The following is a 19,498-nucleotide window of genomic DNA, read 5'->3' on the forward strand; positions in this document are numbered from 1 at the left end:
TAATTTGTTTGAATCTAAACAAACCCATCTCAGAGTTATCTGCAGGCCGTTTTTTGATTATCTGCGTCTTAACTTAATCTTTAAGAATACTGACAAATGCTCACGGATTATGCCATAAATCCCGCTACCCGGCGATTATTGCGCATCCTCCGATTGTTTGTTTTGTTCGCGAATAAACTCGGTGATTTGAAAGCAAAAAACGCTGCCAGGGCAGCGTTGAGATTTTTGGTTTTTTGGAAGCGAGGGCGGTTACACGTCACCTTCGTTGTCTTTTTCCACCGCTTCATGAAGGCGATCCAGCATATCGGGAAACGCCGACTGCACGCGACTCCAGCTTGGGATAAAAGGTTTTTCACTCGGCGTATCCACAAACGCCTGACCGGCTTCAATAATGGCGCCGGAGAACAACTCCACGGCGGATTCCTCGCTGTGCCGGTCGAAAGACAAACCATTCATACGCGCGTCATTCTCAAACCCGTCAATCATATCCAGCGCATTGCGATAGTAGGTGGCTTTCAGAATGCGGAAAGACTCGCTGGTGATATTCACGCCCAGGATCGCCATCTTACGATACAGCGCTTTAGTGATGTCGATGCTCATACGCTGCAAACCGTTAGTGGCATCATCTTCTGACATCGGCTGATGTTTATGGTCGTAATTATCGGCGATATCCACCTGGCAGATGCGTCGGGTCGCCGTATTGCGGTGCAGTTCGGAAAGCACGCCAATCTCCAGCCCCCAGTCACTCGGGATACGCAGGTCATTAAGAACGTGAGTACGCATAGCGAATTCGCCGGAAAGCGGATAACGGAAAGTGCGCAGATACTCGAGGAAATCGGAGTGGCCGTAGACAATCTGCAGGGATTTCAGCAGCGGAAACACCAGCAAGCGGCCAACGCGGCCATTGAATTTCCCGTCCGCCACACGGGCGTAATAGCCTTTACAGAAATCATAATGGAAATTAGGGTTTGCCACCGGGTACATCAGGCGCGCCAGCATATCTCGGCTGTAGGTGACAATGTCACAATCATGCAGCCCGACGACCGAGGTGCGCCGCGAGGCCAGCGTATACCCGACGCAAAACCAGACGTTGCGGCCTTTACCCGGTTCCATTGGTGAAAGATTTTCTTTTTTAAGCTCTTCATCCAGCGCTTTCAGACGCGGGCCATCGTTCCATAAAATACGGTGGCGCTGTGGCAGGCGGGAGAAAAATTCGCGGGCAAATAAAAATTGATCGCGGTCTGCGCGATCCAGACCAATAACAATTTCTTCCAGATAGGGGACTTTTGTCAGCTCATCGACAATTTTGGTCAGCGCCGGACCTTCAAGTTCTGAAAATAATGAAGGCAATATTAACCCCATTGAGCGGCGTCCCGAAAAAACCTGCAAATCGTATTCCAGTTCTTCCACTTTTCGGTTGGTCAAATTATGGAAATTAGTAATCACACCATCCTGATAAAAATCACTCATTCGATATTCTCCAATTTTAGAATTGATAAAATTATTGGAAACAAACAATTATCTGAAACGCACTCCCGCGACACTCTTTCCCTTATTTTTCATTTAGCATTTCCCGCTGGCGGGACGAAATAAAATGATCTAAACCCTGAACCCAGCCGTGCGGGCCAAATTCCGTGGTGCGATAAACCTGCGCGGGGTGATGACGGCTCAGCGGCATCTCGTGGTGGTGATGGCCTTTAATGACCACGGCGTGATCGACCACTTCCAGCATCGAGAGATCGTTAGGCCCGTCCCCCAGTCCGATACTGATCGCCGGTTTACCGCGCTGGCGCTGATACTCAGCGGAAAGCCATTGCACCGCCGGGCCTTTCCCCGCATCAACGCCCATCACATGCCAGAAACGTCCGCCACGCGTCAGCGCCAGCCCTTCACGGGTGAGGCATTTTTTGAAATGTGCGAAATCCAGATCGTTACCAAACCAGATCAGGGGTTCGGAAGCTTCGCGCAGCATCGCCAGCGCAGCATCCGCTTCGGAAAGTCCGGTCCAGAGGGCGACCTGCTTTGGCGTAACATCCCCGAAACCGCGAAATTCAAAATCGTAGCGGTGGCGTAATTCCTCCAGAGTGCGGCGGATATCCGCATAGCGCGCACCCATCATCGGACCCTGACCACGCCAGTCTGGCGGAAGATGGATCATGGCACCGTTTTCAGCAATAAAAGGGAGATGCGTCAGCTTGAGATCTGACTGCAATGCCGCCACTTCGGCGGACGTTTTACTGGTGGTCAGGATCAGCGGTATCTGCGCTGCGGCAAGCCTGTCCAGCCAGGGCTTCGCCGGTTGCCAGCTGTAATCATGGTGGTCGAGCAGCGAACCATCGAGGTCAGTAAAAATAATTAAGGGATCATCAAGGTACGGCATTCTTTCTCCTCAATTTTGTGGCAGAACAGACGTGCATTTTTGTTAACCCACTTCTGCTCCAGCAGCTAAGTATAGATTCAAAAATGATTTTTATGACCGGGCTAACCATTTCAGGATTATTTACCGGCAACGGTAACGGGCAAGATCGGAGCCGCAGACGGCTTTACCCGCAGGCGGTTTATGCGGATAATTTACGTCAGTTCCACTGCGGTTTAGATGTCATCCTTTACCATTGCGTTTTCTTTTTTTGCCCGGTTTCGGGCAGTCAGACGAGTCTTTCCTCATGTCTTTAACACCGGTTTTAACGCGCACTGCCTTTGTACTTTGCGCCGTCAGTTTGTTATCTGCCTGCGATGGCAGCTCCACCGCGCAGGAGAGTGCGCTGGTCATTGAAGGTAAAACCATGGGCACGTTTTATCGTGTCAGTCTGGCAGGCGTGGATAAAAACCGGGAAACGGCGCTGCGGGAGCAAATTGAAGCGCAGCTCAAAGAGGACGACCATCAGTTATCGACTTACAAAGAGGATTCGGTGCTTTCGCGTTTCAATCAGTATCAGGGCAACGTGCCCCAGCCGATCAGTGCCGGGATGGCTGACGCGATCGTCACCTCAATGCGTATCGGCACCTTAACCGGTGGTGCGATGGACATCACCGTCGGCCCGCTGGTCAATTTGTGGGGATTTGGCCCGGACAAACAGCCGGTGAAAACGCCGACGCCGGAACAGATCGCCGCAGCGCGTCAGCGTATCGGGTTACAGCATCTGAAAGTAATCCAGCAAAATGACGGGCAGTATCTGCAAAAAGACTTGCCGGGCATGTACGTTGATCTCTCCACGGTCGGGGAAGGTTACGCGACCGATCACCTGGCGCGGCTGGTTGAGGGCAACGGCATCAGTAATTATCTGGTGTCGGTGGGCGGCGCGGTAGTTTCCCGCGGGCACAATGCGCAGGGAAATCCGTGGCAGGTGGCAATTCAGAAACCAACGGACAAAGAAACCGCGGTGCAGGCGATTGTTGATTTGCAGGGCATGGGCATCAGTACCTCCGGCAGTTATCGCAATTATTACGAACTGAACGGCAAACGTCTTTCACACATCATCGATCCGGCCACCGGTTCGCCAATCACCCATAAGCTGGTATCGGCGACGGTGATCGCCCCGACCGCGCTGGAAGCAGACGGCTGGGACACCGGTCTGATGGTGCTTGGCACGAAGAAAGCGCTGGCGCTGGCAGAACAGCAACATCTGGCGGTGTATCTGATCACCAAAGAGGGCGACACCTTCAAAAGCTATATGTCGCCGCAGTTCAAAGCCTATCTGAAAGATCCGCAGTAAGCGTTATCGTCTTAAAGCGTGCCGTCATTTTTTCACTGAGATAAGCGAGAAATGCACGCAGCGCGGGAAACGCTGCTTCAGATCCTCAATGCCTGAAGCAGCGCCGTGGTTCAGTGTTTCGCGGTACTGATAAGTTCAAACAGCACCACCGTGCGCGAAGTACAGATGTACTCGCGTCCGAAATCGAAATTATGCTCGTTCACATCATCAGGCTGGAAGGTATCGAAAATATGCCGCCAGCTCTCGCCGTGCGCCACCGAAGGCAACACAAACATCACGTCTTTGTGAGACGCGTTAAACAGCAGCAGCACGGTACTCAGGGAACCGTGACGCAGCAGGCCGGTGGGCTGGGCGCGGCCATCGAGCAGCATGGCGATGCATTTTGCGTGCGGATCTTTCCAGGCGGCATCAGTCATTTCCGGCCCCTGCGGCTGGAACCAGCTCACGTCTTTGACGTCGAGCTTTTCATGGATCGCGCCGGTCAGAAAGCGCCCGCGATGTAAAATCGGGAATCGCTTGCGCAGGGCGATCAGCCGGTAGGTGAACAGCAGCAGGGACTGGCCTTTATCGCCGATGTTCCAGTTAACCCAGGCAATCTCGGTGTCCTGACAATAGGCATTGTTATTGCCGTTTTGCGAACGGGCAAACTCATCACCGGCCAGCAGCATCGGTGTACCTTGTGAGAACAGCAGCGTCGCCAGCATATTGCGCATCTGGCGCAGGCGAAGTTCGCTGATCTCCGGATCGTCGGTCGGGCCTTCCACGCCATAGTTGGCTGAAATGTTGTTATCGCTGCCGTCTTTGCCGTTTTCCCCGTTGGCTTCGTTGTGTTTCTTCTCGTACGACACCCAGTCGTTGAGCGTGAAGCCATCGTGCGCGGTAATAAAGTTGACGGAGGCGTAAGGCTTACGGCCGCGATGATTGAACAGATCGGCAGAACCGGAAAGCCGCGTGGCGAACTGCGCCAGCTGGCCTTCGTCACCGCGCCAGAATTTGCGCACCGTATCGCGGAAACGGTCATTCCACTCCATCCAGCCTGGCGGGAAACCGCCGACCTGATAACCGCCGGGGCCGCAATCCCAGGGTTCAGCAATCAGTTTACACTGGCTGAGGATCGGGTCCTGACGGCAGGTATCGAGAAAACCGCAGCCTTCATCAAAACCATAGCTTTCACGCCCTAGAATGGTCGCCAGGTCGAAGCGGAACCCATCCACCTGCATTTCTGTCGCCCAGTAGCGCAGTGAATCCGTGACCATCTGCAACACACGCGGGTGGCTGAGATTGAGCGTATTACCGGTGCCGGTATCATTGATGTAATAGCGTTTATTGTCCGGCATCAGCCGGTAATAACTGGCGTTGTCGATGCCCTTGAAGGACAGCGTCGGGCCGAGCTCATTGCCTTCTGCCGTATGGTTGTAGACCACGTCCAGAATCACTTCGATGCCCGCCGCGTGGAAAGTGGCGATCATCTGCTTGAATTCATTGACGGTGTGCGTCGCCATATATTGCGGATGCGGGGCAAAGAAGCTCAGCGTGTTATAGCCCCAGAAGTTATGCAGACCTTTATCCTGCAGGTGCCGGTCATCGGTGAAGGCGTGGATCGGCATCAGTTCAACGGACGTTACCCCCAGCGAGCGGATGTACTCGACGATGTGCGGGGTGCTCATCCCGGAAAATGTGCCGCGCAGATGCTCCGGCACCGCCGGATGGCGCATGGTGTAACCGCGCAAATGCGTTTCATAAATCAGCGTTTTTTCCCACGGAATATGCTTTTTGCGCGAGCGCGCCCAGGAGAATGCCGGGTCAATCACCCGGCATTTTGGCAGGAAAGGGGCGCTGTCCGTATTGTCGAGGTGTAAATCCTTCTTGTCGCTTTGCATGTCATAGGCGAACAGGGCGTCATCCCATTTCAGGTCGCCGACAATTTGTTTGGCATACGGGTCGAGCAGAAGTTTGGCCGGATTAAACCGGTGGCCGTCGTGTGGCGCATAGGGCCCATGCACGCGATAGGCGTAAAGCAGGCCGGGGCGGGCATCCGGCAGATAGCCATGCCAGACTTCATCGGTATATTCCGGCAGTTCAATGACGTCGTATTGCTCTCCTTCATCATTAAACAGGCACAGCTCCACTTTGGTGGCATTGGCGGAGAACAAGGCGAAGTTCACGCCCAGGCCGTCCCAGGTTGCGCCGAGCGGAACCGGTAATCCTTCGCGCACGCGGGTGGTATGGCCGGAATCAAAGCTTCGGACGATTTCACCGTCACTGTAAGGATGCATGATGCGCACGCCCAGCTCATCAACAGCGATGTTGACCTGAGCATTGGAGGGTACGCTGCGGACTTCTTCCGTGGTGGCCGTCGGTTGGGTGACTTTGCCGGATCGAGGTTTTGCCATTCGTTTCACACTCCTGAGCAGGTCAGTCAGAATAAATCCTGAAAAATTGAGCGAAAAATATCCGCAGCTCAAGGGGCTGCTTGTCTGTTGCTACCAAACCAGTGTAGTTGCACTTGCGCCATTTCCCCCACCGGTAGCCGATTAACCGCAAAATCAGTGACCGCGGCGTGACAAAAAAGAGGGGTATCACGTCCTGCGCACAAGCATCAGCGTGCGGCAAACATTCCTGAATGAGGTTTTTTTGCCTCTCACCGGCAATCACTCACAGAGGCTTTACTGACTGATATTAAAGCCTTCATTCCTCACGAAAATTTTTGATGAAGTGTGATTTTCTCTTTTGAAATCAGGCTCCGATACTGGCCTCAGAGAAAGCAGCGGTGAGCGATGAGACAACGAATTTTACCCCGCGCCTGCCGTTTGCTTTCCGTCACTTACCCCCATCTTCATTACTAATCGGAGTTATGATTTATGAGCACCACCAAACAAAAATATATGGTTTCTGCTGCATGGGAAAATGCAGATGATGTCTGGTCATCGGCGTGTTTCATTGACGTATTTAATATGACGGACACCGATCTGGCGTCCGGAAAAGTAGAATTCACCATCGACAATACCCAGAGCGCTTCGGCAAACCAAAATTTCGAATTTGAAACCTGGAGCAGCCCGATCAAAGGCAAGCTGATTGACGATTGCAGCGTGATCCCGGCGGGCGGCAAAGGCCGTTTTGCTATCATGATTGGCTGTAATACCGGTGTCAGCATCGGTAATCTGCCGCGCAGCTTTAAAGTGAACGGCGAAGCCGCCGATCTGGTAGCGGATACTCAGGCGCCGACGGTGCCGGCTGACGTAAAAGCCGTTGCCGCCGGGGCCGTGACCCTCAGCCTGGTCTGGACGCCTTCAACGGATAACGTGATGGTCAGCGGTTACGAAGTCACTTATACCGATACCAAAACCAAAGTCGCCAAAACGCAAAAAACCACCAGCAGCTCCATCACCCTGGGTGGCCTGACCGCGCAAACGGCTTACAGTGTTCAGGTTCGTGCTTACGATCTGGCCGGTAACTTCTCGGCGAAATCCTCTGTACTGAATGTCACCACGGATAAAACGCTGCCGGATGCGGGAGATTACTCCTTCAACCATGCTCCGTTTATGGATTTCACCGGCTGGCCAACGCCGCGTCCGAGCGTTTTCGGCAAAGACTCCGGCCTGAAAGCTTACACGCTGGGCTTTATCACGGCTGCCGACATGAATGCCGGTGAGGGGACGCCAAATTACCGTCCTTGCTGGGGCGGCCTGGTTACCATCACCGATGGTAATGTTTCTGATTACGGTCAGGAATTTACCGGTGATGCCACTGTGTCTGATTACGGCAAAGCAGATATCGCTGCATTCCGCGCCGCAGGTGGCGATGTGGCGATTTCCTTCGGCGGGGCGAACTCCAACTTCCTCGAAGAGCACATCACGGATGTCGGCGCACTGGCTGAACTCTATCAGGGCGTGCTGGATAACTATGCCGTGACGCATATCGATTTCGATATCGAAGGCGGCGCGTTGCAGCAGACTGAAATGCTCAAACGCCTGCTGGCAACCATGGCGGTGGTGCAGAAAAACAATCCGCAGTTGCAGATTGCGTTCACGCTGCCGGTAGACGGGCAAACGTCTGATGATTCACAGGGCCTGACGTCGTTCGGTATTGATTTCGTCCGGATGGTGCATGAAAACGGGATTTCTCCGTCCCTGTTCAACGCCATGTCGATGGACTTCGGCGACGTGGCACCGCCACCGGATATGTATACCGGCGTGGAAATGTCGATGCTGGCGATGCACCGTCAGATCAAAACCGTGTTCACCGAATGGTCGGATGCCAAACTGTGGCGTCGCATTGGTGTCACCCCGATGTTTGGCATTAACGACACCGGCCCGAGCTTCACTGTCGAACACATGAAAAAGCTGATCACGCTGGCGAAGAAATACAACTTCGGCACCATCTCCGGCTGGGATGCGACCCGCGATTACAACCAGGGGCTGGAAATGTGCCATACCAGCGATCACAACAACCTGTATCAATGTACTTATGAAGGCACCGAGTCTTACGCCTACAGCAAGATCATTGCCACGTATCAACATAAGGCGGTCTGAACCGCCAGTCAGGTCAGAGGTCAGTCATTTTTTCTGTGCAGTGTAACTTCGCCGGTGTGAACTCTTCACACCGGCTTTTTTTTGTCTGCATCATTCTGCAAAGCTTAACTGCTGTACATGGCCGCAGCATTGGCTGATATTCATGCTGACCCGCCGCCAACAGGGCGGGCGCTGACACTTTTTGTCGTCTTTGCCGCAGAGAAAGGAGCCTTAATGACTATCGCGTTGCTCAGCCACGTCCCGCTGGATGCTGGTTATCCTGAACGATTTGAAGCTGCCGGTTTTACCCTGCATTTCGCCACCACGCCCGCACAGCGCGAGACGCTGGATCCGCATATCGCGCAGCAGATCCGCGCCGTACTCACCATCGGCAGTATCGGCCTGAGTGATGCGCAGATGGCGGCGTTGCCACAACTCAGTATCATCTGTGCACAGGGAGTGGGATATGAGCACATCGACGTGGCGGCGGCGAACGCGCGCGGTATTCACGTCACCCACGGGCCGGGCACCAATAATGCGTCAGTGGCTGACCACACGCTGGCGCTGATGCTGGCGATCACCCGGCGCATTCCGCAGTTTGATGCGGCGGTTCGCGGCGGAGAATGGAACAAGTCACGCTGGAACGTGCCGGGCATGGCGGGCAAAAAGCTCGGCGTGGTGGGGCTTGGCAATATAGGTGCGTTGATTGCGCGACGTGCCGCCGCCGGATTTGATATGGCCGTCGGATATCACAATCGCTCGCCGGTGGAAGATTCGCCGTATAGCTATTTCAGCAGCGTACGCGAACTCGCGGGCTGGGCGGATTATCTGGTGGTGGCCACGCCGGGGGGAAAGAATACCGTCAGGCTGGTGGATGCGGATGTCCTGCACGCGTTAGGGGCTGAAGGTTTTCTGATTAACATTGCACGGGGCAGCGTGGTGGATACGGCGGCGCTTATCGCCAGCCTGAAGCACCATCACATTGCCGGTGCGGCGCTCGACGTGGTGGAGGGCGAACCGCAGGTGCCGCCTGAATTACTGCGGCTTGATAATCTGGTGATCACGCCGCACGTGGCGGGACGTTCGCCGGAGTCGGTCGAAAACATGCTGTCGCTGGTGCTCGCTAACCTGAACGCGCATTTCGCCGGAAAACCGGTGCTGACCGCCGTGCCTGAGTAAATCCGCCCCTGCGCCGCCGCGCTCTATAGTCGTAAAAAGCATAAGTAACCGCTTTTTCTTATTTGGCTGGCATAGCCCGAGGCCGTAACAATAGGGTTTTAGAACAGACAGAGGCGACGGCGGTGAATTTTCAACAACTCAAAATTATCAGGGAATCAGCGCGATGCAATTACAACCTGACCGAAGTGTCGAACATGTTGTTCACATCGCAGTCAGGGGTCAGCCGTCATATTCGTGAGCTGGAAGACGAGCTGGGCGTCGAGATATTCATCCGTCGCGGCAAGCGTTTGCTGGGGCTGACCGAGCCGGGTAAAGAGTTGCTGGCCGTGGCCGAGCGTATTCTCAATGAAGCGCAGAATATCCGGCGGCTGGCGGATGTGTTCTCCAAAGAGGACGCAGGCGTACTGACCATCGCCACCACGCATACGCAGGCGCGTTACAGCTTGCCGAAAGTCATCAAGGCCTTTCGCGCCATTTATCCGGGCGTCCGGCTGGAACTGCATCAGGGTTCTCCTCAGGAAGTGCTGGCGATGTTGCTCGGCGGGCAGGCGGATGTGGCGATCGCCAGCGAAAAGCTGATGAACGATCCGTCAGTCGCCGCGTTTCCGTATTACCGCTGGCATCACGCCATCGTGGTACCGCAGGGGCATCCGCTGACCTTACAGCACCCGATCACCTTGCAGCATCTGAGTGAACAACCGCTGATCACTTATCGTCAGGGCATTACCGGCCGTTCGCGTCTTGATGAGGCTTTCAGCCGCGCGGCGCTCAGCCCGGATATTGTGCTCAGTGCGCAGGATTCTGACGTCATCAAAACCTACGTTGAACTGGGGCTGGGCGTGGGGATTTTGGCCGATAAAGCCTACGAAGCGGCGCGTGACACCGGGCTGCAACTGATCAACGCCGAGCATTTGTTTGAAGCCAATACGGTCTGGCTCGGGCTGAAAAGGGCGCAGCTTCAGCGTAATTATGTCTGGCGGTTTATCGAGCTGTGTAATCCGGGGCTGTCGGTGAATGACATTAAGGAGAAGGTGTTTGCATCGGGGCAGGAGAGCGAGACGGTGATCGATTATCAGATTTAACGCACCGGCGTTAAAGGCAGTATCAGGCGGGGCGCCATCACACGCCCCGCAGGATTTTACTCAGTCAACCGTCGAATACTTCACATAGTGATTTGAGCAGTTGAAGTGCGCCACATAGCTCAGCGTTCCGTTCGGACCTTTCGCGCTGAACGGAATGTGATAGGTCCCCTTATCCTCTTTCGCATCATCACTGATAAAGCTCAGCACCGGCACGGAAGTACCCATATTGTCTTTATCGTTGCCCCAGTTCGGGATGCGGTTTTCCATGTAGTCACGGGTGACGGTATCAATGGCGTTGCTCTTGCTGATCTGGGCGCAGGCGCCTTCCGTTGAACGCTGCATCCACCACGGATAGACATAAACTGAGCCGAGCATTACGACCATCATCAGGAAGATAACTGAAATAATTCCGATCAAAACAACTTTACTCATAGTGCTTCCTACTCCTGAAAATTCTCAGCCAAATCATAGACTGCGCAGAACATTCGATGTTATTTATCGAAGGAAAGCGCGTATGTTACGCCAGTTGGTCAGCAGAGGTTAAGTATTATCAGCCCTTCTGTTGCATTCCGTTACAGAAGCCGGTCCCGCCACGCCCTTCGCGGTGTTAGCCTTTGAGCATACCGTCATTGCACACATTGATAGCAAAAGGAGTTACACATGAGTCAGCAACCTGTTGTTCAGCCATCCACCGTTGTTGCGGTACTTGGACTGGGCGCGATGGGCCATGCGTTTGCCGCAAACCTCATCAAAAAAGGGTTTACCACCCGCGTCTGGAACCGTACGCCATCCCGCGGGGATGATCTGGTGGCCGCCGGAGCAACGCGCGGTGCAACGCCCCGTGACACGGTGGAAGGGGCCGACGTCGTTATCACGATGCTGTCCGACGGCAAGACGTCGCTGGACATCTATCAGGGGGACAACGGTGTGCTTGCCGGGCTGAAGCAGGGCGGGATTATCGCGCAGATGGGCACGCTCGGCGTGGACGCCACCGAAAGCCTAATCGCCCTGATCACACAGCTTCGCCCTGACGTGGTGTTCTTTGACGCGCCGGTGTCCGGCACCAAAGGCCCGGCAGAGCAGGCGCAAATCGTGGTGCTGGCGAGCGGTGACCGGGAAGCCGGCGCGGCGATCGAACCGGTATTTGCGGCGATCTCTAAAGCCACCAAATGGCTGGGAGAAGCCGGTCGCGCCTCTAAAATGAAGCTTGTAGTGAATGCCTGGCTGATTGCCATGATGGAAGGCATCGCCGAAACCACACAACTGGCCGAAGAGCTGGGCTTTTCTACCGACGATTTGTGGAACGTCCTGGAAGGCGGCCCGCTGGCTGCGCCGTACATCAAAGGCAAAATGGACATGTTCAAAAGCGACGATTACACCCCGCAGATGCAACTGACCTGGGCGCTGAAAGACATCAATCTGGCGCTGGACGCCGGCAGTCAGCTGAATTTGCCGGTGATGAAACGCATCAGCGAAACCTGGCAGGGCGCGGTGGGTGCCGGTTACGGCGATCAGGATCTGGCGGTGGTGTACCGTTACCTCGGCAATCACTCTTTTGAATCATAACTTCGCAGTATAAATCAGAGCATCTGGCTATTGGTCACCCGCAACAGCGCTGTGTTAGCGTCACAAACAGATATCCTCTTTTCACTGATGCGGAGTGAGCAATGAGCCAGCCTTCAAGCACTATCCCTCTGATCGACTTCAGCCAGTTCTCCGGCTCACCGGAACAGCGCGAAACCTTTCTGTCAGAGTTGCGTTATGCCGCCCGCGAGATCGGCTTCTTCTATCTTAAAAACCACGGCGTTGATGCCACGTTGTTGAGTGATGTGCAAAACGCCTCACGCCAGTTCTTTGCGTTGCCGGAAGAAGAAAAGCTCTCCGTGGCGATGATCAACTCTTCACATTTTCGCGGCTATAACCGCGCGGCGTCTGAAATTACGCGCGGCCAGCCGGACTGGCGGGAACAGTTTGATCTCGGCGCAGAGCGGCCAGTATTGCCGGTCAGTGAACGCACACCGGCATGGGCCAGATTGCAGGGGCCGAATCAGTGGCCACAGGCGTTACCTGAGCTGAGGCCGTTGCTGCTGCGCTGGCAGCGTGAAATGACGGCCATGTCATTGCGTTTACTGCGTGCTTTTGCCCTGGCGCTGAAACTGCCGGAAAACGCCTTTGATCCGCTGTATGGCGAAAAACCCAATGAACATATTAAGCTGATCCGCTATCCGGGGAGGCCGGAGGGCGAGGGCAATCAGGGCGTCGGTGCACACAAAGATTCAGGATTTCTCAGTTTCTTATTGCAGGACGATCAGCGCGGATTGCAGGTCGAAGTGGAAGAAAATCAGTGGGTAGACGCCTTGCCGGTGCCGGGTACGCTGGTGGTGAATATCGGCGAACTGCTCGAACTCGCCACTAACGGCTATCTGCGCGCCACGGTGCACCGCGTGGTGTCTCCGCCTGCTGCCGGTGAACGTTTATCGCTGGCCTTTTTCCTCGGCGCGCAGCTTGATGCCGTGGTACCGCTGTTTCCGTTACCTGCGGAACTGGCGAAAGAAGCGCGCGGTGAGGCCAGCGATCCCCTCAATCCGCTGTTCCGCGATGTGGGCTTCAACTATCTGAAAGGGCGGCTGCGCTCACATCCCGACGTGGCGCAGCGCTATTATGCCGACGTCACCGGCTGATCAGATTTTCGGGGCACGTGCCGTATCGATACTGACCACCGCTGACATCCCCGGCCGCAGGCGATCGCTCTGCGGCTGGCCAGGCTCCAGCTCAATCCGCACCGCGATGCGCTGGGCGATTTTGGTGAAGTTACCGGTGGCGTTGTCGGCTTTCAGTACGCTGAATTCCGACCCCGCCGCCGGGGCAATGCGCACCACATGGCCTTTAAACGCATGATCGTCAAGCGCATCCACGGTAAACGAGGCCGGCGTGCCGACCGTCATCGCGGCCAGCTGACGCTCTTTAAAGTTGGCGGTCACCCAGACCATTTTCGGTGTGATCGACGTCATTTGCGTCCCGGCTGTCACATACTGGCCTAAACGCGCGCTGATCTCGCCGAGCTGACCATCAGAGGGCGCAACAATCCGGGTGTGCAGCAGATTGATTTTCGCCACTTCCACCTTAGCCTGCGCGGCCTTCAGGGCGGCGGCCAGCGACGCTTTATTAGCATCCACCAGAGACAGATCCTGACGGGCGATATTGACCGATGCCCGCGCTTTGGCGACGCTGGCTTTGCTGGTCAGCAGGGCCGCATGTAACTCATCACCGAGGGTTTTGGACACCAGACCTTTTGCCAGCAGGGAACTGTTACGGCCAGTATCCAGTGCGGCTTTGCTTTCGCCCGCCATTGCGCTTTGCAGTTCGGCCTCGGCCAGTTGCAGGCTTGCGGCGCTGGAGGCACGATTTTGCTCAAAATTCTGCAAGGTCACCTGTTGCTGTGCGGCGGCAGCCTCAGCCTGCAACAACTCCTGACGGTAGGTGCTGTCGTCGATCATAAACAGCAGATCGCCTTTTTTCACCGGCATGAAATCCTGTACTTTGACCTCGGTAATGTACCCCGAAACCTGCGGGCTGAGCAGGGTGACATTGCCCCGCACGTAGGCGTTATCGGTGGATTCCACCTGCGAGCTGAACGGAAATAACTGCCAGCTGTACAACACCAGCATCACGCCAGCGATACCAAGACAAAGCACCACCCAAATCGACGGATAACGAAATACATTTTTCATCACTTTTCCCGCATTACTCTTATAGTTCGATAATAGAAACGAATGAATTACGCCACCGCGTCAGCGGCTTCGCGTTTTTTGTCCTGGATCCGGCCGGCAATAATGTGCGCGCAGAGAATCGCAAAGCAGCCGAGCGACATATAAAACACCACCATAAACACATCGTTGTAGGCCAGCAGCCCGGCCTGCTGGCTCACTTTCAGGCTCAGTTGCATCACCGCTTCGGCGCTCAGTTGTGTGCCATCATTGAGAGACGGTTTCAGCAAATGGCTGTATTGCGAAAGCCGCTCGACCACCAGCGGGTTTTGCAGCGATATTCCTTCGGTCAGTACGCTGGAGTGAAACTTCTCCCGCAGAATTTGAATCGTCCCCAGAAACGCGCCGCCCACCTGCGCACCGACGTTTTGCGTCGAGAGAAACACCAGCACGAAGCTGATGATCTGGCTCTGACCGTATTGCAGTGCGCGGATAAAACCGAGCCACAAAGAGGTCGGCAGGAAGATCGCGCCGCCAAACGCAATCATGCCCTGAGTCAGATAAAACTGTTCGGGGCGGGTGTCCGTGGTCGAATGGGCGTCCAGCCAGGCCGCAACGGCAATCAGCGCGATTGAAAACAGATGGATGTAAACAATCCGGTTCGCCTTGTGGATGATGCTGACGAACACCAGACCGGCAAAGGTCGCGGCCAGAATGATACAGAACAGCGTCACCAGCTGATCGTTAAGCAATCCGAACAGATTCAGAAAGCCCACCATGCCGGTGGTTTGTTCGGAAAGCAGCATGCGCACGAACAGCATTGAGCCGGTAAACAGCAACATTTCCGGCGTCATCAGCCAGCGTAAATCGATAATTGGATTCTTACGGCGCAGCTCGACCATAAACGACAGCGTCAGTGCAATGATCCCGACCACCAGCACTTCGCCAATCCACGCTTTTTCCTGCCACCAGTAATAGCGGCCCATGGTCAGCACCACCGACATACAGGCCACGGCGGTGGCAATCAGCGGATAACTGATCCAGTCGGTGCGCTCGAACACTTTCACCCGTGGCGGATGCGTCAGCGGCAGGATCCAGATGATCGCCAGACAGATCAGCGACAGCCCGGATTCCAGCATCGTCAGCTGGTGCCAGTGCCCGAGATCGAGCAGATGTGGCGAAATGATGCGGGAAATGGGTAACGAAATCTGGCTGCCCGCCAGCCCGAAACATAATCCCGCCGTAAGCTTTTTGGCGGGCGGGAAAATCTCAAACATGTAAAACAACGCCAGCGGCCCGAGCGACGCCATCGCAAAACCCATCACGGCGCGCACGGCCACGGCCGTCTGAAAGTCATGGGTAAACATCTGCGCCATCGACGCAAACGCAAAGAACAACAGGCCGTATTCACCAAAACGACGGAACCCGAACTGGGTGCGGATTTTGTACAGCAGAATAGTGCCGGTGACGCTGGTGGCGGTGTACGCGGCGATCAGCCAGTAACTCTCCACGTTAGAAATGCCCAGCGATCCCTGTATCCCCGGCAGATTTGAGCCAACAAGGTTGATGCCAAGCCCCTGCGTCATACCGATAATCAGCGACGCCATCACGTAAACCGCAATCCGCAGACGCGGAAAACGCATCAGCCAGTGGCTGACCTGCACCGCAAAAGGATGGTGCGTGGAGGGCGGAACCGAGGCGGTTTCCGGTAGCGCAGGCGTCTCTTGTGCGGCGGATGCATCCTGTTGAGTCAATTCACCGGCGTCCTGCCGGATATCAGAATCAGAACGCGTCGTCATCGTTGTGCCATGTAAGTCGTTACCCAACTAGTTTGTAGCTTGCTACATAATGTAGTGAGGCATTTCAAATGTGTCTAGCTCAATTATTCATATCAGTGATATTTACAAATGCGAATAGCGAATAACCAATCAATGACAGGCGTGATTATTGCGGAGAAAACGACGGGGCAGGAAAGGGGAAAACGCCACTCAAAGCGCGGCGATATTGGCAGTAATAGCAGCGAGAACGTCACGGGCGACGGCGATGTTGTTTTCAGGAATGCCTTCCATAACGCGAATTAAAATGTCATCCGTCATACTGCGCACCTGGTTCGCCAGTTCGGTCCCGGTTTCGGTCAGTTTGATGTCTTTTGAACGGCGATCGTTTTCGCCAGGGCAACGTTCCAGCAGACCCAGTTGTGCAAGGCTGTCAAACAGGCGGATTGCAGTAGGGTGCTCAACTTCCAGCAACGCCGTCAGCTCGCCCTGTGGCAAACGTCCGTTGGCGGCTTCGAGATGCAATAAAACCTGCCCGCGCGCGAGAGTCAGCCCGATGGTTTTGAAACGGGCATCGCAGTAAGTGCGTAACTGACGGCCAATATGAATGGTTTCCGGGAGGAAGCGCAGGGTAGGCGAAGCGGCTTCCGGGCGGGGGTGTAATGTGGTCACAGGATCCTCACAGTCGGTACTTTTGATGGCGTCAGGTTAGCAGGATATGTGACTTTTGCCACAAAAGAGAGGAATGAGGTGAAAATTTGAGACAACAGGAAGGCATAAAATCGCGACGATAATCTGTGTTTATCAGTTTCAGAAAGGTATTATTTTTAAAGCAATAAAAAAAACATATGACCTACTCTGGAGAATAAATCATGCAACCTGTCATCAATATGATCACGCTGGGCGTTAAGGATTTGGCCGTCGCCACGGAGTTTTATCAACACGGATTAGGCTTTCCAAAAGTCGTTATCGATTCTGACGGAGTGAGTTTCTTTGAGCTGGCAGGGGCGTGGTTATCGCTTTTTCCGTGGGAGGAGCTGGCGAAAGATGCACAGGTGAGCGCCAGCGGGGAAGGTTTTCGCGGTATGGCGCTGGCGCAAACCGTTGCCAGCGAAGCGAAGGTGGATGCAATCCTCAGGCAGGCAGTCAAAGCCGGAGGCACGCTAATCAAACCAGGCCAGAAAGTGTTCTGGGGCGGATATTCCGGCTATTTCGCCGATCCGGACGGACATCTGTGGGAAATAGCCTATAACCCGTTTATGAATATCGGGCCGAAGGACGAGTAAACGGGCAGGGCTTCCATCAGCGCATTTGAAGAAAACGCACCCGCTTAGTTACAACATACAAGTTATGGCGTTTTAAATTATCATCGTCGTCTGTGATATCAGGCAACACGCTTATTCCATGGTGTTGCCTGATAAAGTTTAGCAGAAACAGAGGGTTATAAACCGCGTTTTTCCATCAATACCGCCAGATCGACCAGGCGGTTTGAGAATCCCCATTCGTTATCGTACCAGGCCAAAATTTTCACCAGTTTGCCGCCGATAACCAGGGTGGAAAGCCCATCGATGATGGAAGAGCGCGGATCTCCACGATAATCGCTCGAGACAAGCGGTTCATCACTGTACCCGAGGATGCCTTTCAGCGGGCCGGATTCAGCCGCCTGACGAAACGCCGCATTGATTTCTTCAACCGTCGCTTCACGTTTCAGGTTCACCGTCAGATCGACAATCGATACCACCGGAACCGGTACGCGCAGGGAATAACCGGTCATACGCCCGGCGAGTTCCGGGATCACTTTACCGATGGCCTTCGCCGCGCCGCTGGAATACGGCACAATCGAAACAGCCGCGGCACGCGCACCGCGTAAATCTTTTTCCGGCTGGTCGTGAAGCGCCTGACTGTTCGTGTAAGCGTGGGTGGTATTCATCAAACCATGCTCAATCCCGAAGGTCTGATGAAGAACCTGCGCCGCCGGAGCCAGACCGTTAGTGGTGCAACTGCCATTGCTGACGACTTTGTGTTTAGCCGGGTCATACTGGTCATCATTAACGCCCAGTACGAGAGTGATGTCCTCATCCTTACCCGGTGCGGAAATGATCACCCGCTTCGCGCCGCCGTGCGTAATGTGTACTTCGGCTTTGGCTTTATCCGTAAAGAAACCGGTGGCTTCAATCACGATATCCACCCCTGCGCTGCTCCACGGAATCGCAGCCGGATCTCTTTCTGAGAATACGCGAACCGTTTTGCCGTCCACCCGTAACTCGCCTTCGCCTGCTTCGACGGTGGCGTTTAACGTGCCTGCGAGAGAATCATATTTAAGAAGATGGGCAAGGGTTTTACTGTCGGTGAGATCGTTGATCGCCACCACCTGAAAGTCATCGCGTCCCAGAGCGGCGCGCAAGACATTTCGACCAATTCTGCCGAATCCATTGATACCAACGTTGACCATGATGCACTCCTTAGTTTACGGAACTGCATTCACTGTATGCCGGTCGCATGATGGCGTAAATGACAATAAAAGATCTATTTACGCCAATCTGCGTGAGCAAAAACGGTCGCGATATTCAGAAGGGGTAAGTTGCAAATTTCGTTCGAAAACACGGCGCAGATTCAACCCGCCACCGAAACCGGTCATCAGGGCAATCTGTTCAATGCCCAGCGTGGTTTGTTCCAGTTTCTGTCTGGCGGCATTCAGGCGGATCTCCTCGACATATCTGGCCGGCGTGACGCCGGTTTCACGGGTAAAGACGCGGGTGAAATTACGCGGGCTCATGGCGACACGTTCAGCCATTTTCTCCACGGACAAATCCGCCGTGAGATTCTCCGGTAGCCAACATTGAAGATCGCGGACAGGGCCTTCAGCGGCCTCATTTAACAAGTACCGGCTGAACTGAGCCTGATTGCCGGGCCTGCGCAGAAACATCACCAGATCCTGTGCCACATCGCGAGCCAGGCTGAAACCGTGATCATCCTCGATAAGGGCGAGGGTGAGATCAAATCCTGAACTGACGCCGCCGGACGTCCAAACGTTGCCGTCCTGAACATAGATCGGCCCGCGCTCGACAATGATGGAAGGGTATGTCGATTGTAAAGTATCGAGTAGCCGCCAGTGAGTGGTTGCGTGGCGACCATCAAGAAGCCCGGTTTGAGCCAGCAACATTGCGCCGCCGCAAATAGACACCACGCGTCCGGCATGAGGCGCCGCACGCTTCAGCCACTGAACCACATCCGAACCTTCTTCTTCGGTCAGGCCTTTGCCGGTGATAAGGACAGTATCGCGCGGAACCTGCGGGTCGAGATCGCACAACCGATGATCGGCCAGCAGATTTAGCCCTGAAACTCCATGAACGACGCGGTGCGGTTGCGTTGTTGCCACCGTGACCTGATAAGCCGGTTTTGGATCGTCTTCAGACCTCAGTCGATTTGCCTGCATCAGAATATCGGCGATACCGGCCGCTTCAAATAACATGCCCCCGTCGGGGACGATAATCAGAAATGTATGCATGGCATTAAAAATACTTTTTGTAC

The 19,498-nt window shown here is 54.7% G+C and carries 16 protein-coding genes; 7 read left to right on the forward strand and 9 right to left on the reverse strand.

Translation table 11 applies throughout. The features are described 5' to 3' along the window. Positions 1-249 precede the first annotated feature (249 nt). Both J1779_RS08945 and J1779_RS08950 read right to left on the reverse strand, forming a co-directional pair. Positions 250-1,470: a glycosyltransferase family protein gene (locus J1779_RS08945; protein ID WP_056770652.1), complete on the reverse strand. Its 1,221-nt coding sequence runs from the start codon at positions 1,468-1,470 to the stop codon at positions 250-252. Positions 1,471-1,552: 82 nt separating this feature from the next. Further along, positions 1,553-2,380, reverse strand: a complete 828-nt coding sequence (locus J1779_RS08950; RefSeq protein WP_217203587.1) for a mannosyl-3-phosphoglycerate phosphatase-related protein — start codon at positions 2,378-2,380, stop codon at positions 1,553-1,555. A gap of 283 nt (positions 2,381-2,663) precedes the next feature. On the opposite strand from J1779_RS08950, the gene apbE reads away from it, so the two are divergent. After that, positions 2,664-3,713, forward strand: coding sequence for an FAD:protein FMN transferase ApbE (gene apbE / locus J1779_RS08955; RefSeq protein ID WP_217203588.1), 1,050 nt, complete (start codon positions 2,664-2,666; stop codon positions 3,711-3,713). Between the two features lie 110 nt (positions 3,714-3,823). On the opposite strand, the gene glgX is transcribed toward apbE, so the two are convergent. Continuing rightward, a complete protein-coding gene (glgX, locus tag J1779_RS08960; RefSeq protein ID WP_056770644.1) occupies positions 3,824-6,106 on the reverse strand; it encodes a glycogen debranching protein GlgX in 2,283 nt (760 codons plus the stop codon). 468 nt (positions 6,107-6,574) lie between these two features. Between glgX and J1779_RS08965 the strand changes: the two genes are divergently transcribed. The 3 genes from J1779_RS08965 to cbl all read left to right on the forward strand — a co-directional run bounded on the left by J1779_RS08965 (position 6,575) and on the right by cbl (position 10,485). Further along, on the forward strand, positions 6,575-8,245 hold the full coding sequence (locus J1779_RS08965; RefSeq protein WP_056770641.1) for a fibronectin type III domain-containing protein: 1,671 nt from the start codon (positions 6,575-6,577) through the stop codon (positions 8,243-8,245). Positions 8,246-8,458: 213 nt separating this feature from the next. Beyond that, a complete protein-coding gene (locus J1779_RS08970; RefSeq protein WP_217203589.1) occupies positions 8,459-9,403 on the forward strand; it encodes a 2-hydroxyacid dehydrogenase in 945 nt (314 codons plus the stop codon). A 122-nt stretch (positions 9,404-9,525) separates the two neighbouring features. Further along, a complete protein-coding gene (cbl, locus tag J1779_RS08975; RefSeq protein ID WP_056770637.1) occupies positions 9,526-10,485 on the forward strand; it encodes an HTH-type transcriptional regulator Cbl in 960 nt (319 codons plus the stop codon). Between the two features lie 60 nt (positions 10,486-10,545). Here cbl and J1779_RS08980 read toward each other — a convergent pair whose 3' ends face one another. Further along, positions 10,546-10,917, reverse strand: coding sequence for a YebF family protein (locus J1779_RS08980; RefSeq protein WP_056770632.1), 372 nt, complete (start codon positions 10,915-10,917; stop codon positions 10,546-10,548). Between the two features lie 228 nt (positions 10,918-11,145). Here J1779_RS08980 and J1779_RS08985 point away from each other — a divergent pair, with 228 nt between their 5' ends. Continuing rightward, positions 11,146-12,051, forward strand: coding sequence for an NAD(P)-dependent oxidoreductase (locus tag J1779_RS08985; protein WP_122095303.1), 906 nt, complete (start codon positions 11,146-11,148; stop codon positions 12,049-12,051). A 101-nt stretch (positions 12,052-12,152) separates the two neighbouring features. Continuing rightward, complete coding sequence (locus tag J1779_RS08990; protein WP_056770626.1) at positions 12,153-13,166, forward strand: isopenicillin N synthase family dioxygenase; 1,014 nt, start codon at positions 12,153-12,155, stop codon at positions 13,164-13,166. Here J1779_RS08990 and J1779_RS08995 read toward each other — a convergent pair whose 3' ends face one another. From J1779_RS08995 to J1779_RS09005, 3 genes are all read right to left on the reverse strand, one after another. Beyond that, positions 13,167-14,216 (reverse strand): HlyD family secretion protein, encoded by a 1,050-nt coding sequence (locus J1779_RS08995; RefSeq protein WP_217203590.1) that lies wholly within the window; start codon positions 14,214-14,216, stop codon positions 13,167-13,169. Positions 14,217-14,263: 47 nt separating this feature from the next. Then, positions 14,264-15,991 (reverse strand): MFS transporter, encoded by a 1,728-nt coding sequence (locus tag J1779_RS09000; protein WP_217203591.1) that lies wholly within the window; start codon positions 15,989-15,991, stop codon positions 14,264-14,266. A 189-nt stretch (positions 15,992-16,180) separates the two neighbouring features. Next, positions 16,181-16,639, reverse strand: coding sequence for a MarR family winged helix-turn-helix transcriptional regulator (locus tag J1779_RS09005; RefSeq protein ID WP_136376499.1), 459 nt, complete (start codon positions 16,637-16,639; stop codon positions 16,181-16,183). A 200-nt stretch (positions 16,640-16,839) separates the two neighbouring features. On the opposite strand from J1779_RS09005, the gene J1779_RS09010 reads away from it, so the two are divergent. Continuing rightward, positions 16,840-17,253: a VOC family protein gene (locus J1779_RS09010; protein ID WP_217203592.1), complete on the forward strand. Its 414-nt coding sequence runs from the start codon at positions 16,840-16,842 to the stop codon at positions 17,251-17,253. A 155-nt stretch (positions 17,254-17,408) separates the two neighbouring features. Here J1779_RS09010 and gap read toward each other — a convergent pair whose 3' ends face one another. Both gap and J1779_RS09020 read right to left on the reverse strand, forming a co-directional pair. Beyond that, positions 17,409-18,419, reverse strand: a complete 1,011-nt coding sequence (gap, locus tag J1779_RS09015; RefSeq protein ID WP_056770608.1) for a type I glyceraldehyde-3-phosphate dehydrogenase — start codon at positions 18,417-18,419, stop codon at positions 17,409-17,411. 78 nt (positions 18,420-18,497) lie between these two features. Next, positions 18,498-19,475, reverse strand: a complete 978-nt coding sequence (locus tag J1779_RS09020; RefSeq protein ID WP_217203593.1) for a GlxA family transcriptional regulator — start codon at positions 19,473-19,475, stop codon at positions 18,498-18,500. Between the last annotated feature and the right edge of the window lie 23 nt (positions 19,476-19,498).

Origin of the sequence: Rahnella rivi, from assembly GCF_019049655.1 — a bacterium.
Lineage (GTDB): Bacteria > Pseudomonadota > Gammaproteobacteria > Enterobacterales > Enterobacteriaceae > Rahnella > Rahnella rivi.